Here is a 17,143-nt window from a genome sequence, read left to right on the forward strand (position 1 = left end):
ATGTCGCCCATGACCCCGAAGCTCTGCATCGCCCAGAACCCCGAAGCCGACGCCCTGCTGGAGCAGAGCCACCTCGCCCTGCTCATCGGCATGCTGCTCAACCAGCACGTTGCTTGATGTATGACTAGAGCATGACCGCTGACCAGGTACGACGCGCCCACTGGGGCGACCTGTCCGGCCTGCACCTCGCCGGGCTGGTCCGCCTGTCGTTCGAGCTGGACCCTGCTACGCCTTCAAGGCTCCCCGTCAGCGGCAAGGACATCCGAGGCCGCGACGAGCAGGAGAAGGACTGCCGCTCCTATGTGGAGTACCGAGGCGGCACCTACGCCCACACCTACGTGGAGCCCCACACCTCAGCCTGGAAGCGCAAGCGCGTCCAACTGCCCGACGGCCGCTTCGGCTACCGAGTCATCCGCCCCGTCTTCGAGGCCGCCCTCAACGACCTCAAGCGAGGCCACCTGGACGACGGCACCCGCATCGACGGCCTGGTCGTCTACGACATCGACCGCCTAACCCGCGACAACCGCCACCTGGAAGACGCCATCGAAGTAGTCGAACACTTCGGCCGCCCCATCATCGACATCACCGGCACCCTGGACCTGCTGACCGACAACGGCCGCACAGTCGCCCGCATCGTCGTAGCCACCAACAACAAGCAGTCCGCCGACACCGCCCGTCGCGTCAAGCGCAAACACCGCGCCCTGGAACAAGCGGGCATCCCCACCGGAGGCCGTCGCCCCTTCGGCTGGCAACCCGACAAGCGCACCCTCAACGAGCCCGAAGCCGCCCTCATCAGAGAAGCCGCGGAACGCCTCCGCACAGGTGCCCCCATCGCCGCCATCGTCGCCGACTGGAACGACCGCGGAATCACCACCCCACTGGGCAACAAGTGGGTTCCCCAAGCGGTCAAGACCGTCTTCCGCAACCCCCGCCTCTGCGGCTACCGCTCCCGCAACGTCCGCGAAACCAACCCGGACACGGGCAAAGACACCTTCCACGTCGAGATCGTCCGCGACACTTCCGGCAACCCGGTCATCGGCCAGTTCACCCCGATCCTCTCGGTCGAGGACTGGGAGTCCGTCACCGCCATCATCGGCGACCGCACTCTCTCCGGCCGAGGCAAGAACACCCGCACCTACCTCCTCACCGGCACCCTCCGCTGCGGCAAACCCGACTGCACCGGCAAACTCCGCGCCCTCAAAGCTCACCACACCCGAGTCAAAGACCCCACCCGCTTCTACTACACCTGCGAGTCCAAGTCCCAAGGCGGCTGCGGCGGAGGCGTCAGCATCCCCGGCAACGAAACCGACGAGTGGGTAACCGCCGCCGTCATCGCCAAGTACGAGCTAGAGGCTCAACGCCGCAAGGCCACCACCGAGCCCGAACCCTGGCCCAACGAGGCCGAACTAGCCGAGGTCCGCGCCGACCTCGAAGAACTGGCCAAAGCGCGTAAGGCCCGCACTATCTCCGCCGCGCGCTACTTCTCCATGCTGCCCGACCTCGAAGCCCAGGAGTCCGCTCTCCTGGCCGACCGCGAACGCTGGCTTTCCCGGTCCGCCATGTCGCCGACTCACCCGACTCTCCGCATGGACTGGCCTGCCCTCCCGCTGGCTCAGAGGCGCGCGCTCATCGAAGAGGCGCTGGTGGCGGTAGTCGTGCTCCCCGCAAACGGCCGTCGCGGCTTCACGCCAGATCGGTTGGAGTTGGTCTGGCGCAGCAAAGAATGAGGACCTCTACTTCTTTGAGTTGTTACGTGAGCCTCGCAGGGCGCGCCCCCGCTCGTCCCGTTCCCGGGGGACGCCATCCTGCACGATCCCGGTAACTCCGAAGATAAGTAGCGGTACTGCTAATGCCCACAACCAGGAATTTGAACTGATCGCGCCATAGGTAGCCCACAGACCGCCTGCCGTGAAGAGCAGACCGAGCGTGAAGCCGGTGGCGTCGCGTCGCTTGGTTTGCTCGTCACGAACCAAGTTCGAAATCCGAGCTTCGATGTGCTCGATCGTCGACTTCCGAGCTGCGCTCTTGTCCGGAAGTAGATTGGCCAACTCGGCCATCGTTTTGAGTTCGGTCAGACGAACAGATCTCGCCCGATGCGTCTCCCACACCTTCAGAACGCCGACAGTCACACCCAGAAGCGCTATCAACACGTTTGACCATGTTGTCCATCCCATCCGGCCAGTCTTACTGTCCGAGCGCTACTCGGGTACCGTCGTTGGAGTGGTAGAGAAAGAGGAAACATCTAGTTCAACGCTGTGGACCATCCACGGTGAGCGGCCGGTCGACAGCACCCGACGACTCGACTTGTCGATCGCGCACGTCGAGCTGCCCGACGGCGTGACGTTTGAGCAGTACGTCCTGCGGATGCCCAAGGCCGCGATGACCGTCGTCCTCAACGACGAGCGCACACACGCCCTGATGATCTACCGCCACCGCTTCATCATGGATCGCTGGACCTGGGAACTCCCGGGTGGCTACGTCGACCCCGACGAAGACCCACAGATCTGCGCCGCCCGCGAAGTCGAGGAGGAGACCGGCTGGCGACCCCGCACCATCCGCCCCCTGACCACCTTCCAGCCCCTCGCCGGAACCGCGGACTTCGAGAACCTGATCTACGCAGCCGAAGGCGCGGAGGACACCGGCCAAGGCCCCGATATCAACGAGGCCGCCCGCGTCGAGTGGATCGCCCTGGACACCGTCCGTGACCGCATCTCCAAGGGCGAGATCATCGGCGCAGGCGCGCAGCTCGGCCTGATGTTCGTCCTCGCCGAGCGCTAACGCCCCGGCACCGGGATCGACGCCGCCGACATCGCCGAGAACAACTCCCTCACCGGCTCAGCCGACCGGTACCGCGTCAACCTGCGCCCCACATCCGCCAGGTACGCCACCGTCCGCACGGACCGCACGCTCCCGGCCATGCTCACCGCCATCGAGGCCGTCGAGCACGCTTCCTCCACCCGCCCCTGATCAGCCAGCGCCGACGCCAGCACGGACAGGTTGAACAGCTTCCCCCGGTCGTACCCCTCGCTCATCTCCAACGACCGCCGAGCGTGCACCTCGGAATCCACCGGCCGCCCAAGATCACGGAAGCAGTGCGCGAACTTCGCCGCCAAGTACGCCCCATCGAAGTACCCCAGCCACTCAGGCGCGTCCTGCCCCTCAGCAGACGACAACGCGCGTTCGGCCTCCCCCAACGCATCCAGGCACGGCCGAGCGTGCCCCTGCAACGCATACCCGTGCGCCGCCATCACCGCCGACTCAGACACCAGCGCCGCCAGCCCCGATCGAGCAGCATTCGACCGCGCAGCCTCCGCCAGGTCGACCGCGATCGCCCCGGACCGGAAGAACGCCGCCTGATGGCTCATCCCGGCCAGCATCTCCGCCGCCAGCGCATCGTCGTCCACGTCCTGGCACAGCCGCAGTGCCTGTCGCAGGTGCTTTCCGCCCGTGTCCGCGTCCCCCACGTCGTACGCCATCCACCCGGCGAGCTGGTTCAGCTCAGCCACGGCCCCGAACAGCTCCGAGCGCACCTCGTCCGTCGAACGGACGTCCCGCAGCATCGGGGCCACGTCCGACGCCAGGTAGCTGCTCACCGTCGCCCGCGCGTGCCCACCCCCGAAGCGGTTGTCGAGCCGCCGGAACGTCCGAGTCATCTCCCGCACCGTCGCCACTTCGGCGGCCCCGAGCTTCCGCCCCACCGCAGCGGCAGGCACCGACGGCCCGAACCACCCGAACCCGGTCAGCCCCGCCACCTTGAACAGATCCCGCCGCCGCACGTCATCCCCTTCCGCCGAGTCGTCACGGAGGCTAGGTGCTTCGAGGCCGCCCGGGTATGCGCTGACTGGTTGTTCCCCCAGTTGAAACCACAGGTACGTCTGCGGAATCCGCAGCACCCGCGCCCAGGAATCGAGCTTGGCCAGGTCCCGCACTGGCTCGGATCGTTCCAGCCGACTCACCTGCCCCTGGGTGAGTCCGAGCCACCGCCCCACCCTGGCCTGAGTCAGCACCGGCCGGTGCTCGTACCGATAGGCGTACACGACCTGGCCGAAGTGCCGAGCCCGGAAGGCGTCGCGCAGGGCGGGCCGTCGCCAGAACTCCTCGGGCTTCTCCGGTGCCTCAGCCCTGCGGGACTCGCGGCGCGTGCAAGGGCTGCACATCGGTTGGCGGTTGTCCGCCGCCAGCCGTGCGCCGCATCCCGTGCAGGTCCGCGCAGTGCCCATCGAACCGAGTGTAACCACGCACTCACGCTCTGACCTGCGGTTATCCACAAACTGGATATCTCAGTCACTCAGGTCGTGGGAATCGAGCCGCGGTGACCGCATCGTGAACGGCACGAGGAGGGAGCACCCATGACGAGCAGCGCGATACCCAGGAGCCACGGTCTACCGGTCGCCGTCGCGATGGTTCGCCAGCACACCCCTCTCAACATGGCCATCCACGAGGAAGACGCCGTCATCTCGGTCCAGGTGGTCGGTGACCGATCCGTCGTTCTCCTGGGCCTCACCTCGGCAGGCGCGACCATGCTCATCACCGAGCTGCAACGCGCCGTCCGCGACCTCAGGTCGCACCCCACAGTCCCGGCCGACTCACTCACGCCACCCCGGACGGGGTGAGTCGACCGAGGTCGGCAGGGGTGGTTCCTCCGACGGCTGACCCAGCCACCCCTGCCGACCATCCATAACCCCAGGCGAGCCGCGACGCGACTTCCTTGACATCCATAGCTGCGGACAAAACACACAGAGACGAGCCCACGGGCTGCGGTCATGCAGAGCCGCGAACGCAAACACTTCCATTCATGCAGCAGCAGCGAACTTCTCCCTTGTCGCGCGCCCGCCGCAAGCATGAATGGAAGTGTTTGCGTTGGAGCAGCAGGAAGAACTCTGGACGTGGGCCGAGCGCGTAGCAGCCTCCGCCCCGCCGTGGACCGATGAGCGCTGGCGCGGACCAACGCCATCATCGGCCGCCGTCTCACCCGTCACGAGCCCGAGCCCGTCCAGCAGTGGGCGGAGGCCGCGTGATGACCGACCTCCCACGCTGGATGCAGCACCTCGGCGAACGCGCCGCCGCCCCCGACTTCCACCGCTGGCGCGAGATGGTCACCGCCGCAGGCGGATGCACCCACCCCATCCGCCTGGTCGGCAGCTCATCAACCGTCGACACCACCACTGGCGAAGTCCTGGCCACCTACGACACCGCAGACGAACCCACCGGTTACCTGCTCACCGCCTGCGGCAACCGCCGAGCAAGCCGCTGCGAGTCCTGCGCCCGCGTCTACGCCGACGACACCTTCCACCTCATCCGCTCCGGCCTAGCCGGAGGTCGAGACGTCCCGGAGTCGGTCGCCGCTCATCCGCGCGTGTTCGCCACCTTCACGGCCCCATCGTTCGGACCCGTCCACTCCCGGAGCCTGTCCCGAGACGGCCGAACCCGTCCCTGCCACCCCCGTGACAACGGCCCAACCTGCCTGTCCCGGCACCAGGAGGACGACCCGAAGCTGGGCCAAGCCATCGACCCCGACACGTACGACTACGCCGGAGCCGTTCTCTGGAACCACCACGCGGCCGAACTGTGGCACGTCTTCACCGTCTACCTGCGCCGCCAGCTCGCCGAGCACCTGGCCGTGCCCCGCTCCAAGCTGAACGACCACCTCCGGGCTGAGTACGCCAAGGTCGCCGAGTACCAAAGCCGCGGCTTGGTCCACTTCCACGCCGTGGTCCGCCTCGACGGCCCGAACGGCCCCGCGGAACACCCACCCTTCGGCATCACCGCTGACGACCTCACCAGCGCCATCACCACCGCAGCCCGTTCCGCCACCGTCGCTCTCCCAGGCCGCACCCTCCGCTGGGGCAAGCAGCTCGACATCCGCCCCATCACCACCGACGCCGGATGGACCGACAAGCGTGTAGCCCGCTACATCGCTAAGTACGCCACGAAGGGCGCCGAAGCCGCAGGCACCGTCAACCGCCCGCTGCGCAACATCCAGCACCTGGACCGCATCCGAGGACTAACGCCACACGCCCGCCGCATGATCGAAGCCTGCTGGGCCGAGTCCACCCACTACCCCCGCCTACGGGACTGGGCGCACATGCTGGGCTACGGAGGCCACTTCTCCACCAAGAGCCGCCGCTACTCCACCACCCTGACCACCATCCGCCGAGACCGCGCCGACCACCGAGCCACCCAGGCCCGCGACAGCGCCGGACTCCCGCCCCTTCCCGACCACACGGACCGCTTCGGCACCTGGCAGGTCATCGGCACCGGCTACAAGACCACCGCCGAGGAGACCTGGGCCGAACACATCCGCGAGCAGCGCCGAGCCGGATAGCCCTGGTTCAGACTTTCTTCTCCCTCATCAAGCGCGCCGCCGCGCGGCGCGAACGCGCGACCTGGCACCGCTTGCCGCCGACCAGTGAGAGCACACGCCACGGGCGGGCTCCCGCTCCGCTCCGCCCGCCCGGGCGGCACTCTCACCGGCGGCAAGCCTCGCCAGCCGCGCGACGACCCGCAAAGAACGCCCTCGCCGGGCAGGCAGATCTCCGGGATGGCCGCAACGCCCTTCCGGTCCTGTCAGCTGGTGATCGCCCGTGCCATCCCGCCGACCTCCCGAAGGGCTATCAGGCCGGACCAGGGCCGCAATCCTGGCACCGCCCCTCACCCCCACCGAAGGTTGCGGCCCTACTCCCCCCTGATCGGGCTACGCCAGGTCGACGGGATGGCACTACCCGCGTCTGGGGAAGGCCCAGGACGCCCCATATGCGATCCTTCCGCCATGACGCCGAAGCTGTGCATCGCCCAAAACTCCGAGGCCGACGCCCTTCTGGAGCGCGAACCCCTCGCCCTGCTGATCGGCATGCTGCTAGATCAACAAATCGCAATGGAAGTAGCCTTTAACGGCCCCAAGAAGCTCTACGACCGCCTCGGCAACAAACTCGACGTCCACGAAATCGCCACCTACGACCCCGACGCCTTCGCCGCCCTCGCCACCACCCCACCCGCCATCCACCGCTACGGCGGCAGCATGGCCAAGCGAGTGCAGGCACTCTGCCAGTACATCGTCGACCACTACGACGGCGACACCGCCGCGATCTGGACCAAGGACAAGCCCACCGGAGCTGAGGTCCTCAAACGCCTCAAGGCCCTCCCGGGCTTCGGTGAGCAGAAGGCCAAGATCTTCCTCGCCCTCCTCGGCAAGCAATACGGCGTCACCCCCTACGGCTGGCGCAAAGCCGCAGGCGACTACGGCGGCACCAACACCCGCATGTCCGTCGCCGACGTCACCAGCCCCGAAACCCTCCAAGAAGTTCGCGCCTACAAGAAGGCCAGGAAGGCTGTGGCCAAGGTCGACACGTAACCCTGGCCACCTCTGCACCCGGGGAAGCGAAGCAGATTACCGCGATCATCCTCGATCCGCGACAATTTTCCGACGCCCTCCCGATCGGTCCGCACAGTAGAATCTTCAGCTAAGTACGCTCTTCGGAAGCACCTGGAGATTGTTCAAGCTGAAGCTCTCGCTTCCGTTGCTCCTCCTTAAGTTTCTCCACATTCTCGGCGAATTTGCGAAGCCGAATCTTCTCCGCCTCCTCTTCACTTTCACCACCAGCTAGTTGATACTCGCCGATTCGAAACTGGACAGCATTGTAATGTCGCTCAATGTCATCTGCGGTGGATTGTTCATTGTACCCACGCTCTCGAAACTTGAAGTATCCAGTCAGTCCCGCCGAGATGCTCACCAATGCAGTCACAACAGTGGCGTACCATCGAATATCGGGCAGCTCACCTACAAGTGCCGTCATCGTCGATCCCATGATGGAACCCGCAATAACGAATCCCTGAAAAGCGTTATGCACCCCTCGATTACGGGTGGCATTCCTTCGGAATTGCTCAACAAGGTCGAGGGAGGACTCTCGATAGATTCTTAGAGCTTCGACAGAGTCTACGGGGACCTTGGCCGCCAGAGAGTGCTTAACGTGTAGGAGTTGGCGGGCCTCGAAATTCAAGTCGACCAGGGCTGGGCGCTTCTTCACCAATGTGTATGAAGCGCCGACCGTTGAGAGAACAACCGAAATCAGGCCGATAACCCGAAGCGAATCAGGATCCGCCTGCCAGAAGGCAAGAGCTCCGCTATACCCCAGTAGGACTACCGCAACAATGCTCGCAATTAACCACAAATAGTGGAGGCGACGCGCGGAGCGCGCAGCTCGCAGCTCGTCAACTTTTGACTCAAGCGCGTGCACTGCCGACCGGTGCCGTTCTTCAGCCGACTTTCCCTCGTCTGCGTATACATAGCCATCACTGGACTCTGGCGCGCTCACTTAACCCCCTTGTTCAGTGGATCATGTTAGCGCGCCCGAGATCCACTGACAGCCACTAGCACTAAGCCAGTCGGGCGACCATAGTCATACATAAACATTTTTGTTGTGACCAGCAGATCCCGATGGAAGTCGCGTTCAACGGGCCGAAGAAGCTGTTCGACCGCATCGGTGGGCTGGACGTGCGGGTCATCGCCGACTACGACGCCGAGGAGTTCGCCGCGCTTGCGACGACGCCGCCTGCCATCCATCGTTACGGCGGCAGCATGGCCAAGCGGGTGCAGGCGCTCTGCCGGTACCTCGTCGACGAGTACGACGGGGACGTCGAGCAGATCTGGACCAAGGACAAGCCCACCGCTGAGGTCGTGCTCACGCGGTTGAAGGCGCTGCCGGGCTACGGGGAGCAGAAGGCCAAGATCTTCCTCGCCCTGATCGGCAAGCAGCTCGGCGTGCAGCCCTACGGCTGGCGCAAGGCCGCGGGCGACTACGGCATCAAGGGGTCCAAGCGCAGTGTCGCCGACGTGGTGGACGCCGACTCGCTGCAGCAGGTTCGGGCGTTCAAGAAGGCCGCGAAGGCGAAGGCCGACTAGCCAGGTAGACGACATCCGGTTCGCCGCGGGGGACGGGGACGGGGAGTTCGGTCACTTCGGCGAAGTGGGTGCGCAGGCGGGTGGCGAAGGCGGGGGTGGCATTGGCGCTCCAGACGGAGAGGACACCCGTCCGGCCGGCGAGGGCATGGAGGCCGCGCTCGCCGTACAGCCCCGCGTTTCCGTCCAGCGTCCACTCCGGACCGTTGTCGATGTCCAGGCAGATGGCGCCGAACTTCTCTTCCACAGTGGACAGCCACGCCACCAGGTCGGCTTCCACGCAGCGGGTTCGCGGGTCGTCCAGGAGGGTGGAGTTGCCGAGGTAGGAGCGGTTCCAGTCGATGACCGCCGGTTCGCGCTCGACGACGACGACCTCGCCGACGCGGGGGTTGGCCAGGGCTGCGGCGAGGGAGTAGCCGACGCCAAGGCCGCCGACGACCAGGGACGCGCCCGCGGGCATGCGGTCGGCGGCGGCGTTGACCAGCAGGCGCTCGGAGTCGCCCGCGCGGGTGTCCATCAGGAACATGCCGTCGGCGATGATCTCGTGGTGCTCGCCCGACCGGCGCAAGACGAGTTCTCCCGCGGCTCCGGTTGCTCGGGCGATGACGGTGGGCGGCTCGTCCATGGGAGATCTACTGTGCCAGAGTCCGCGACATGCTTCCAACGGTCCCCGGCCTGACCTTCGTCCGGCCCCTCGGCCAGGGCGGGTTCGGCGCCGTGTTCCTGGCCCGTCAGCACCAGCTCGACCGCGATGTCGCCGTCAAGCTCGACAACCGCGTGCTGAGCACCGAGCGCGACCAGGCCCGGTTCCTCAGGGAGGCGCGCGCCGCGGCGCGGCTGTCCGGGCACCCGAACGTCGTCAACGTCTACGACGCGGGGATCGCCGAGGACGGCAGGCCCTACATCGTCATGGAGCTGTGCACGGGCGGCTCGCTGTCCGACGTGCTCGCCCAGCGCGGCTCGCTGCCGGTCGACGAGGTCGTGGAGATGGGCGCGAAGCTGGCCGACGCGCTCGCCCGCATGCACGGCATGGGCATCCTGCACCGCGACATCAAGCCGGCGAACATCCTCATCAACGCCTTCGGCGCGGTGAAGCTGGCCGATTTCGGACTCGCCGCGATCCTCGACGCGCACGCCGAGAGCACCATCACCGTCGGCGCGCTGAGCCCGCACTACGCCGCTCCCGAGGTCTTCGCGATGGCCGCGCCGACGCCCGGCGGCGACATCTACTCCCTCGCCGCGACCCTCTACACGCTGCTCGCGGGCTCGCTGCCGAGGAACATCCCGTGGCCCGCGAACTCGATGGACCAGCTGGTCGGGGCCCTGAACACGCCGGTCCCGCCACTGCGCAACGCCCCCGAGGCGCTGAACACGGCGCTGCTGCGCGCCCTGTCCCCCGACACCGCCCACCGCACGACATCGGCCGAGCAGCTGCGCGACGAGCTGAGCGGCCTGCGCCCGGTCCCGGCGCTGCCGAGGATGGCCGAGCGCCGCTCCCGCGCGCCCCGGCGCGTCGCCGCGGCGGTCGCCGTCGCGGTGCTCCTCGCCGCGGGCTTCTTCGCCCGCGGTCTGCTGCCCACCGACGACACGGCCGCCGCCGCGCCCCCGACGACCCAGGAGACGACCACGCCCCCGGAGCCGCCCGCCCTGCCCGCGGGCATGGTCGCGTGCGACGGCCACGAGGCCAGCGGCTACTGCGTCACCGACAGATGCTTCGGCGGCATCGTCACCACCTCCGACATGATCTTCACCGCCCGCCCGGTCCCGTGCGCGGAGTCGCACTCGTGGCAGGCGTTCAGCGGCGTCGTGCTGCCGCCGGAGGCCGAGGGCCTGCCCGGCGCGGAGCTGCTGAAGCTGCCGGAAGTCGCCCAGGCCTGCTCAGCGGAGGTGATGGCCGCCCGCGCGACCCGCGACACCGCGGGCTGGCGCGTGGAACTCCTGCCGACCGACGACCGCGAATCCGCGCTCTGCCTGGGCGGGGAGCCGGGCGAGCCGAGCACCGGCAGCGCGTTCCGGTCCGGGTGATCTGTAGCCTGGCGTCCGAAAACCACCGAACAGACGGGGCCACGATGCGTTCTCGGATTGCGACCACCCTGACCGCCGCCGCGCTGCTCGGCGCGCTCACCGCCTGCTCGGAGATCCAGGAGGCCGCCAACACCGCGGGCAACGTCGCCGACAAGGCGGGCGTCTGCGTCAAGGCGCTGGAGCTGGCCGGGTTCACCCCCGACACCAGCAACCCCGACCAGGCCGTCGAGGAAGCCCAGCAGAAGGCCGACGAGCTGAACACCCTCGCCCAGGACGTCGGCGACACCACCCTCAGCGAGGCCCTGACCGGCATGGCCGACCAGCTGCGCGAGATCCCCGCCAACCTGGACCCGCAGAACCTGGCCGACTGGACCCAGCAGAAGCTCGACGCGTTCAACACCCTGTCGCAGGCCTGCCTGTAAGAGCGAAGACCGGCGGCCGCCCACCCCTCGTCAGGGGTGGGCGGCCGCCGTTTACCGCGGGAGGGCGGTGGCTCAGACGTTGGTGATCTCGGCGATCAGGGCGTCGACGTCGAAGAAGTCGTCTTCCCCGCCGACGGGGACCAGCGCGGCGGTCGCCGCGGCGAAGCCCGCGACGTCGGCGTGGTCCATGACCAGCATGGCGTGGCCGTCGGGGGACTCGATCTCGACCAGCAGGACGCGCTGGCCGGACTCCTCGCCCGGGCGGAAGCGGACGTCGCCCTCGCCCGCGGGGGCGGTGAGACCGGTCAGCAGGAGGTCGCGGGCGAAGACCCACTCGACCCAGCTGTCGTTGTCGGTCTGGAAGGCGGCCGACACCGTGAACGGCTCCTCGGTGCGGTAGGTCCACCGGGACCGCACCGGGATGCTGCCGCCGTAGCGCGAGATGAGCTGCTCGGTGTGCTCGCGGTTCATCAGTGCCTCCCTGATCATCCAGGCCCGCGGTGTTGGTCGTCCGCGAGTCCGTCAGCAGAGAAACGCGTGCGGCAGCAGACCGTGACGCCGCTACCTGCGGTTTCCCTCGATTGGGGGAAGATCACTGCGGTGAATGCGCTATTACCGGTTCGATTCCCCGCTCAGTAGTACTTCGTCCACAAAGCGCAATCCTTTCGCGTTAGTCGCCACTCATCCGAGGATCGTGGCGGCCAAGTCGTCGGCGAGCTGCGGGGTGGCGGCGGCCACACCGGACCAGCGCCGCGTCAGGTCCGGGTCGAACTCCAGGGGACGGCCGCGGGCATCGATGACGGCGCCGCCCGCGGCGGGCACGGTGACGATGGCGGCGGCGAGGTCGCAGATGCGCAGCGTGTCCGAACCCGCGTCGGCGAACGCGTCGACCGAGCCCTCGGCGACCAGGACGGTCTCCAGGCACGTCGTGCCGAGCACACGCAGCCTGCCCGCCCGGTCCAGCACCCGCAGCCAGGCGTCCCGGTTGGACCGGCGGGGGCGCAGCAGGTTGACCGTCGCACCGTCCAGCGACGTGCGCCCGCTGGTCCGGTACGGCGTCGGGTGGCCCGTGCGCGCCCACCACGTGCGGCCGGTGTCCAGCCACACCGTCAGCGCCTCGCTGGGGGAGGCGTCGCGCACCAGCGCGCCCGCGAAGCACGACAGCGGGACCCCGGACGCGGCGTTGGCCGATCCGTCGACCGGGTCGACCACCAGCGTCAGCGCCGACCCGTGGTCGAGGAACCCGGCTTCCTCCGACAACAGGTTGACCCCGCTGCGCTGCGCCGATTCGGCGATCGCGTCCTCGACCGCGGCGTCGACCCGCATGGTCGGCGTGCCGTCGGCGCCCATCGCGACCTCCTCGGCGAGGGCGGTGCGACCGTGCGAGCGGCGGATGACCCCGTACGCGGCGGAGGCGGCTCTGGCCGCCTCGGCGAGGGCGGGGTGGACGTCGGCGTGGAGGTCCGGCGCGGGCACCGGCCAGGCGATCAGGCTCACCCGGGCACCGTAACAAGCCGAACGGCCCCTTCCCGGTGCGGAAAGGGGCCGTTCGCCTACAGCTCGACGTGGCCCGGCCGAGTCACGCCCCGGCTTTGTCGGTGGCCGCCGATAGCATCAAGACACGGGGGTCTGCCCCCGGGTCGGGAGGGGTCCGCGTACCCGCGGGGGGATCAGAGCAGGCCGAGGGACTTCACGGCGTCGCGCTCCTCGACCAGCTCGGCGACCGAGGCGTCGATGCGGGCGCGGGAGAAGTCGTTGATCTCCAGGCCCTGGACGATGGAGTACTCGCCGCCCGAGCAGGTCACCGGGAAGGACGAGATGATGCCCTCCGGGACGCCGTAGGAGCCGTCCGACGGGATGGCCATGGAGGTCCAGTCGCCCTCGGGGGTGCCGTTGACCCAGTCGTGGATGTGGTCGATGGCCGCGTTGGCCGCAGAAGCCGCGCTGGAGGCGCCGCGGGCCTCGATGATCGCCGCGCCGCGCTTGGCGACGGTCGGGATGTAGGTGTCGGCCAGCCAGGCCTCGTCGTTGACGAGCGCGGCCGCGGACTGCCCGTCGATCTCGGCGTTGAACAGGTCCGGGTACTGGGTCGCGGAGTGGTTGCCCCAGATGGTCAGCTTCTTGATGTCGGTGATCGGGCGGCCCAGCTTCGCCGACAGCTGCGACAGCGCGCGGTTGTGGTCCAGGCGGGTCATCGCGGTGAAGCGCTCGCGCGGGACGTCGGGGGCGTGCGACTGGGCGATGAGGGCGTTGGTGTTGGCCGGGTTGCCGACCACCAGCACGCGCACGTCCGAAGCGGCGCCTGCGTTGATCGCCTCGCCCTGCGGCTTGAAGATGCCGCCGTTGGCCTCCAGCAGGTCGCCGCGCTCCATGCCCTTGGTGCGCGGGCGCGCGCCGACGAGCAGGGCCACATTGACGCCGTCGAAGGCCTTCTTCGGGTCATCGGTGATCTCGATGCCCGACAGCAGCGGGAACGCGCAGTCGTCCAGCTCCATCGCCGTGCCCTCGGCGGCCTTGACCGCCTGCGGGATCTCCAGGAGCCGCAGGCTCACCGGGGTGTCGGGGCCGAGCAGGTGGCCGGAGGCGATGCGGAACAGGAGCGCGTAGCCGATCTGGCCCGCGGCTCCGGTGACGGTCACGTTGACGGGTGCCACTTGGCAGTCCCTCCCGAAGAGATCAGCGGGCTGCCATGCCTGCGGCGTCGCCCGGCGGACAGGAGGCTACCAACCTCGCGGACTCGGCGCGGTACACGGTGAGCAGGGTCTCCGGCGACCCCATCGGGTGGTTCTGCCGCGACACCGCCGACGACGGCACCGCGCGGTCGCGCGCGGCGGCGATCATGACGCTGATCAGCCCGGAACCCGAAGGAGAGCGCGTGACCGACGTGCGCATCGCACTGCTGGGCGCGGAGTTGCGCACCCAGCGCGACCGCGTCGGGCTCAGCCTCGCCGAGGTGACGGCGAAGGTCGGCATCAGCGCGGCGAAGCTGAGCCGGATGGAGAACGGCCGCGCCGCCCAGGCCCCCGACGACGTCGCCGCCCTGCTGGGCCTCTACGGCGTCACCGGCCTCAGCCGCGAGGACCTGCTCGACGTGGCGGGCAGCCTCGCGGGCGACGGCACGGACGCGGCGCTGCGGTTCCTGGAAGCGCGCGCGGCGATGCTCGTGGACTACCAGTCCGCGCTGATCCCCGAGCTGCTGCAAACCGTCCCCTACGCGCAGGCGGCGCTGCGCGAGGTCTCGATGCTGGACGACGACGCCGTGCTCGACCGCTGGACCCAGCGCATCCACCGGCAGTCGGTGCTGCGCAGGCCGAACCCGCCGCGCTACTACGCGATCATCGCCGAGGCGGCGCTGCGCAACACCGTCGGCGGGCGGACGGTCATGCGCGAGCAGCTGCGCTACCTCATCGAGGCGGGCGCCCGGCGGACGGTGACGCTGCGGCTGATCCCGGACCTGGCGCACGGGCACCCCGGCCTCGGCGGGTCCTTCCAGCGGCTCCAGTTCCCGCACCGGGGCGCGGTCGTGGTGCTCGACAAGCGCACGTCGCGGCTGTTCGTGGAGGACCCGGCCGAGGTCAAGCACTACGACCGGGTCGTGGTCGAGCTGCTGAGCACGGCGCTGTCGGAGGCCGACACGCTGACCCGCATCGGGCAGCTCACGCGGGCTAGTTGAGCGGCCCGCCCTCGATGGTCACCGCGACGGCGATGACCATCGCGCCGAAACCGGCGTAGCTGAGCACGTCGACCGGGCGGCTGCGGATGGCGACCAGCCCGGCCTGCTCGTCGCGCAGCACCGCGCGCAGACCGGCGGCCAAGAACAGCGCCAGGCCGATCCACACGCTGCCCTCGCGCCAGTTGTACATGCTGATCCGCACGATCCCGACCGTGACCACGGCCATGACCAGCACGAACGGCAGGTGCACCAGGGCGGGGTGGCGGGTTGGCTCGCTCACCCGCGCAGGTTCCGCTCGGCCACCTCGACGGTGTTGCGCAGCAGCATGGCGATCGTCATCGGGCCCACGCCGCCGGGCATCGGAGCCAGGAAGCCCGCGACCTTCGCGACATCCGGGTGCACGTCGCCGACCAGGCCGGACTCGGTGCGGGTGACGCCGACGTCGAGCACGGCGGCACCGGGCTTGACCATGTCGGCGGTGATCAGGCCCGCGCTGCCCGCGGCGGCCACGACGATGTCGGCGCGGCGGACCTCGGCGGCGAGGTCCTTGGTGCCGGTGTGGCAGTTGGTGACGGTGGCGTTCTCGCTGCGGCGGGTCAGCAGGAGCCCGAGCGGGCGGCCCGCGGTGACGCCGCGGCCGACGACGGTGACCCGGGCGCCGGCGAGCGGGACGTCGTAGCGGCGCAGCAGCTCCACGATGCCGACCGGGGTGCACGGCAGCGGGGCGGAGTCGCCGAGGACCAGCTTGCCGAGGTTCGTCGGGTGCAGGCCGTCGGAGTCCTTGGCCGGGTCGACGCGCTCCAGGGCGCGGCCCGCGTCGAGGTGGCCGGGCAGGGGGAGCTGGACGAGGTAGCCGGTGCAGTCCGGGTTGGCGTTCAGCTCATCGATCGTGGCTTCCAGCTCGGCCTGCGTGGTGCTCGCGGGCAGGTCGCGGCGGATGGAGTTGATGCCGATCTTGCGGCAGAAGTTGTGCTTGCTGCGCACGTACGCCTGCGAACCCGGGTCGTCGCCCACCAGGATCGTGCCGAGCCCCGGCACGATCCCCTCCTCGGCGAGGGCCGCGACGCGCACGCGCAGCTCGTCGAGGATGGCGTCACGGGTGGCCTTGCCGTCGAGAATCGTCGCGGTCACGGCCGTCATCCTCTCATTGCGGGCTGACGGGCCGCGGCCACCACCACCGCGACGAGCGTGACCGCCGCACCCGCCAGCGTGGCCGCGTCGACACCCGGCCCGAGCAGGTCCACGGCGATCGAGCCGACCAGCTGCCCGCACACCGCGGCCAGGCCGAGCAGCAGCACGCCGATATGGCGCACGGCGAAGACGGCGGCGCTGAGGGCGAGGACCCCGATGCACCCGCCGAGGTAGAGCCACCACTCACCGGGCGCGGCCTCGGGCAGCCCGCGCACGGCGACATCCACCGCCGCGACGACGACCAACGCCACCGTCCCGACCGCGAAGTTGACCATCGTGGCGAACGTGACGCTTCCCGAGGCCGCCCCGACCAGCCCGTTCACCGCCTGCTGCCACCCCATCGCCGCCCCACCGGCGGCAGGCACCACCGCCAGCCACAACGCCTCCGGCCTGCCGAACTCATCCGACACCGCCACCCCCACCGCGACCACCGCGAGCGCCGCCCCCACCGCCCGGGTCCACGTCACCGCCACCACCCCACCCGGCCCGACCCCCACCCGATCCACCACCAGGCTGCTCACCACCTGCCCCGCCACCACCGCGACGGTGAACACCGCCACCCCGAGCACCGACGCCGTCACCCCTTGGGTCGTCACGTACAGCGCCCCACCCACACCCCCGAGGCACTGCCACACCCGCAACCGCCGCTCCCGCACCGCCACCCCAAACCGCCGCACCGCCCGCCGCCCGTCCCCCGACCCCAGGACAACGGGCACCAAGATCGCCAACCCCACCGAAAACGACACCAAAGCCGCCACAACCCCATCCCCCAGCGCCGCCCCCAACTGCCCGTTGATCCGCGCCTGCACAGCAATCCCCACCCCACCGGCGAACCCAGCCACCAACCCCAACAACCCAGCCGCCCCACCACCCCGCCCACCCAATCCCGCCCCACCGGCCACGCCGCCTACCCCCGCGCCCGCTGGCTCCCCCACT

19 protein-coding genes are annotated in these 17,143 nt (G+C 69.1%); 9 read left to right on the forward strand and 10 right to left on the reverse strand.

Annotation, left to right across the window (positions count from 1 at the left end; all coding sequences use genetic code 11):
* Positions 1–131 precede the first annotated feature (131 nt).
* On the forward strand, positions 132–1,727 hold the full coding sequence (locus ACFPM7_RS26415) for a recombinase family protein (RefSeq protein ID WP_378250489.1): 1,596 nt from the start codon (positions 132–134) through the stop codon (positions 1,725–1,727).
* 6 nt (positions 1,728–1,733) lie between these two features.
* Here the strand turns inward: ACFPM7_RS26415 and ACFPM7_RS26420 are convergent, their stop codons facing one another.
* On the reverse strand, positions 1,734–2,174 hold the full coding sequence (locus tag ACFPM7_RS26420; protein WP_378250490.1) for a hypothetical protein: 441 nt from the start codon (positions 2,172–2,174) through the stop codon (positions 1,734–1,736).
* Between the two features lie 46 nt (positions 2,175–2,220).
* Here ACFPM7_RS26420 and ACFPM7_RS26425 point away from each other — a divergent pair, with 46 nt between their 5' ends.
* On the forward strand, positions 2,221–2,778 hold the full coding sequence (locus ACFPM7_RS26425) for an NUDIX hydrolase (RefSeq protein WP_378250491.1): 558 nt from the start codon (positions 2,221–2,223) through the stop codon (positions 2,776–2,778).
* Here the strand turns inward: ACFPM7_RS26425 and ACFPM7_RS26430 are convergent.
* The gene (locus tag ACFPM7_RS26430) at positions 2,775–4,220 is read right to left on the reverse strand and encodes an XRE family transcriptional regulator (protein ID WP_378250492.1); all 1,446 of its coding nucleotides are present in this window, start codon (positions 4,218–4,220) and stop codon (positions 2,775–2,777) included. The genes ACFPM7_RS26425 and ACFPM7_RS26430 overlap by 4 nt on opposite strands.
* Positions 4,221–4,349: 129 nt before the next feature.
* Here ACFPM7_RS26430 and ACFPM7_RS26435 point away from each other — a divergent pair, with 129 nt between their 5' ends.
* The 3 genes from ACFPM7_RS26435 to ACFPM7_RS26445 all read left to right on the forward strand — a co-directional run bounded on the left by ACFPM7_RS26435 (position 4,350) and on the right by ACFPM7_RS26445 (position 7,351).
* The gene (locus ACFPM7_RS26435; RefSeq protein ID WP_378250493.1) at positions 4,350–4,613 is read left to right on the forward strand and encodes a hypothetical protein; all 264 of its coding nucleotides are present in this window, start codon (positions 4,350–4,352) and stop codon (positions 4,611–4,613) included.
* Positions 4,614–5,017: 404 nt separating this feature from the next.
* Complete coding sequence (locus ACFPM7_RS26440) at positions 5,018–6,325, forward strand: replication initiator (RefSeq protein WP_378250494.1); 1,308 nt, start codon at positions 5,018–5,020, stop codon at positions 6,323–6,325.
* 444 nt (positions 6,326–6,769) lie between these two features.
* Positions 6,770–7,351: an HhH-GPD-type base excision DNA repair protein gene (locus ACFPM7_RS26445; RefSeq protein WP_378250495.1), complete on the forward strand. Its 582-nt coding sequence runs from the start codon at positions 6,770–6,772 to the stop codon at positions 7,349–7,351.
* 109 nt (positions 7,352–7,460) lie between these two features.
* On the opposite strand, the gene ACFPM7_RS26450 is transcribed toward ACFPM7_RS26445, so the two are convergent.
* The gene (locus ACFPM7_RS26450) at positions 7,461–8,312 is read right to left on the reverse strand and encodes an SLATT domain-containing protein (protein WP_378250496.1); all 852 of its coding nucleotides are present in this window, start codon (positions 8,310–8,312) and stop codon (positions 7,461–7,463) included.
* An 80-nt stretch (positions 8,313–8,392) separates the two neighbouring features.
* Here ACFPM7_RS26450 and ACFPM7_RS26455 point away from each other — a divergent pair, with 80 nt between their 5' ends.
* Complete coding sequence (locus ACFPM7_RS26455; protein WP_378250514.1) at positions 8,393–8,899, forward strand: HhH-GPD-type base excision DNA repair protein; 507 nt, start codon at positions 8,393–8,395, stop codon at positions 8,897–8,899.
* Here ACFPM7_RS26455 and ACFPM7_RS26460 read toward each other — a convergent pair.
* Positions 8,868–9,521: a polyamine aminopropyltransferase gene (locus tag ACFPM7_RS26460; RefSeq protein WP_378250497.1), complete on the reverse strand. Its 654-nt coding sequence runs from the start codon at positions 9,519–9,521 to the stop codon at positions 8,868–8,870. The genes ACFPM7_RS26455 and ACFPM7_RS26460 overlap by 32 nt on opposite strands.
* A gap of 29 nt (positions 9,522–9,550) precedes the next feature.
* Between ACFPM7_RS26460 and ACFPM7_RS26465 the strand changes: the two genes are divergently transcribed.
* Both ACFPM7_RS26465 and ACFPM7_RS26470 read left to right on the forward strand, forming a co-directional pair.
* Positions 9,551–10,921, forward strand: coding sequence for a serine/threonine-protein kinase (locus ACFPM7_RS26465; protein WP_378250498.1), 1,371 nt, complete (start codon positions 9,551–9,553; stop codon positions 10,919–10,921).
* A 44-nt stretch (positions 10,922–10,965) separates the two neighbouring features.
* The gene (locus ACFPM7_RS26470) at positions 10,966–11,343 is read left to right on the forward strand and encodes a bacteriophage spanin2 family protein (protein WP_378250499.1); all 378 of its coding nucleotides are present in this window, start codon (positions 10,966–10,968) and stop codon (positions 11,341–11,343) included.
* Positions 11,344–11,415: 72 nt separating this feature from the next.
* On the opposite strand, the gene ACFPM7_RS26475 is transcribed toward ACFPM7_RS26470, so the two are convergent.
* The 3 genes from ACFPM7_RS26475 to ACFPM7_RS26485 all read right to left on the reverse strand — a co-directional run bounded on the left by ACFPM7_RS26475 (position 11,416) and on the right by ACFPM7_RS26485 (position 13,997).
* Entirely contained in the window at positions 11,416–11,814 is a 399-nt protein-coding gene (locus tag ACFPM7_RS26475; RefSeq protein ID WP_378250500.1) for an SsgA family sporulation/cell division regulator, read from the reverse strand.
* A 210-nt stretch (positions 11,815–12,024) separates the two neighbouring features.
* Complete coding sequence (locus tag ACFPM7_RS26480; protein ID WP_378250501.1) at positions 12,025–12,840, reverse strand: inositol monophosphatase family protein; 816 nt, start codon at positions 12,838–12,840, stop codon at positions 12,025–12,027.
* 173 nt (positions 12,841–13,013) lie between these two features.
* Positions 13,014–13,997: a malate dehydrogenase gene (locus ACFPM7_RS26485; protein ID WP_378250502.1), complete on the reverse strand. Its 984-nt coding sequence runs from the start codon at positions 13,995–13,997 to the stop codon at positions 13,014–13,016.
* 98 nt (positions 13,998–14,095) lie between these two features.
* Between ACFPM7_RS26485 and ACFPM7_RS26490 the strand changes: the two genes are divergently transcribed.
* On the forward strand, positions 14,096–15,016 hold the full coding sequence (locus ACFPM7_RS26490; RefSeq protein ID WP_378250503.1) for a helix-turn-helix domain-containing protein: 921 nt from the start codon (positions 14,096–14,098) through the stop codon (positions 15,014–15,016).
* Here the strand turns inward: ACFPM7_RS26490 and ACFPM7_RS26495 are convergent.
* From ACFPM7_RS26495 to ACFPM7_RS26505, 3 genes are read right to left on the reverse strand one after another with little or no spacing between them, the layout of a single operon-like run.
* On the reverse strand, positions 15,009–15,296 hold the full coding sequence (locus tag ACFPM7_RS26495) for a DUF3017 domain-containing protein (RefSeq protein WP_378250504.1): 288 nt from the start codon (positions 15,294–15,296) through the stop codon (positions 15,009–15,011). The two genes, ACFPM7_RS26490 and ACFPM7_RS26495, sit on opposite strands and share 8 nt — an antisense overlap.
* Positions 15,293–16,147: a bifunctional methylenetetrahydrofolate dehydrogenase/methenyltetrahydrofolate cyclohydrolase gene (locus ACFPM7_RS26500; protein WP_378250505.1), complete on the reverse strand. Its 855-nt coding sequence runs from the start codon at positions 16,145–16,147 to the stop codon at positions 15,293–15,295. Before ACFPM7_RS26500 ends, ACFPM7_RS26495 begins: the two co-directional genes overlap by 4 nt.
* Positions 16,148–16,152: 5 nt before the next feature.
* Positions 16,153–17,142 carry a DMT family transporter gene (locus ACFPM7_RS26505; RefSeq protein ID WP_378250506.1) on the reverse strand — a complete coding sequence of 330 codons (990 nt, stop codon included), beginning with the start codon at positions 17,140–17,142 and terminating at the stop codon, positions 16,153–16,155.
* Position 17,143 lies beyond the last annotated feature (1 nt).

Source organism: Actinokineospora guangxiensis (assembly GCF_042657845.1).
GTDB classification, from domain to species: Bacteria; Actinomycetota; Actinomycetes; order Mycobacteriales; family Pseudonocardiaceae; genus Actinokineospora; species Actinokineospora guangxiensis.

Bases quoted from the DNA above. Each gene is read 5' to 3' on its own strand.
- ACFPM7_RS26415 (WP_378250489.1), top strand. From the start codon at position 132: ATGACCGCTGACCAGGTACGACGCGCCCACTGGGGCGACCTGTCCGGC.
- ACFPM7_RS26420 (WP_378250490.1), bottom strand. From the start codon at position 2,174: ATGGGATGGACAACATGGTCAAACGTGTTGATAGCGCTTCTGGGTGTG.
- ACFPM7_RS26430 (WP_378250492.1), bottom strand. From the start codon at position 4,220: ATGGGCACTGCGCGGACCTGCACGGGATGCGGCGCACGGCTGGCGGCG.
- ACFPM7_RS26435 (WP_378250493.1), top strand. From the start codon at position 4,350: ATGACGAGCAGCGCGATACCCAGGAGCCACGGTCTACCGGTCGCCGTC.
- ACFPM7_RS26440 (WP_378250494.1), top strand. From the start codon at position 5,018: ATGACCGACCTCCCACGCTGGATGCAGCACCTCGGCGAACGCGCCGCC.
- ACFPM7_RS26445 (WP_378250495.1), top strand. From the start codon at position 6,770: ATGACGCCGAAGCTGTGCATCGCCCAAAACTCCGAGGCCGACGCCCTT.
- ACFPM7_RS26460 (WP_378250497.1), bottom strand. From the start codon at position 9,521: ATGGACGAGCCGCCCACCGTCATCGCCCGAGCAACCGGAGCCGCGGGA.
- ACFPM7_RS26465 (WP_378250498.1), top strand. From the start codon at position 9,551: ATGCTTCCAACGGTCCCCGGCCTGACCTTCGTCCGGCCCCTCGGCCAG.
- ACFPM7_RS26470 (WP_378250499.1), top strand. From the start codon at position 10,966: ATGCGTTCTCGGATTGCGACCACCCTGACCGCCGCCGCGCTGCTCGGC.
- ACFPM7_RS26475 (WP_378250500.1), bottom strand. From the start codon at position 11,814: ATGAACCGCGAGCACACCGAGCAGCTCATCTCGCGCTACGGCGGCAGC.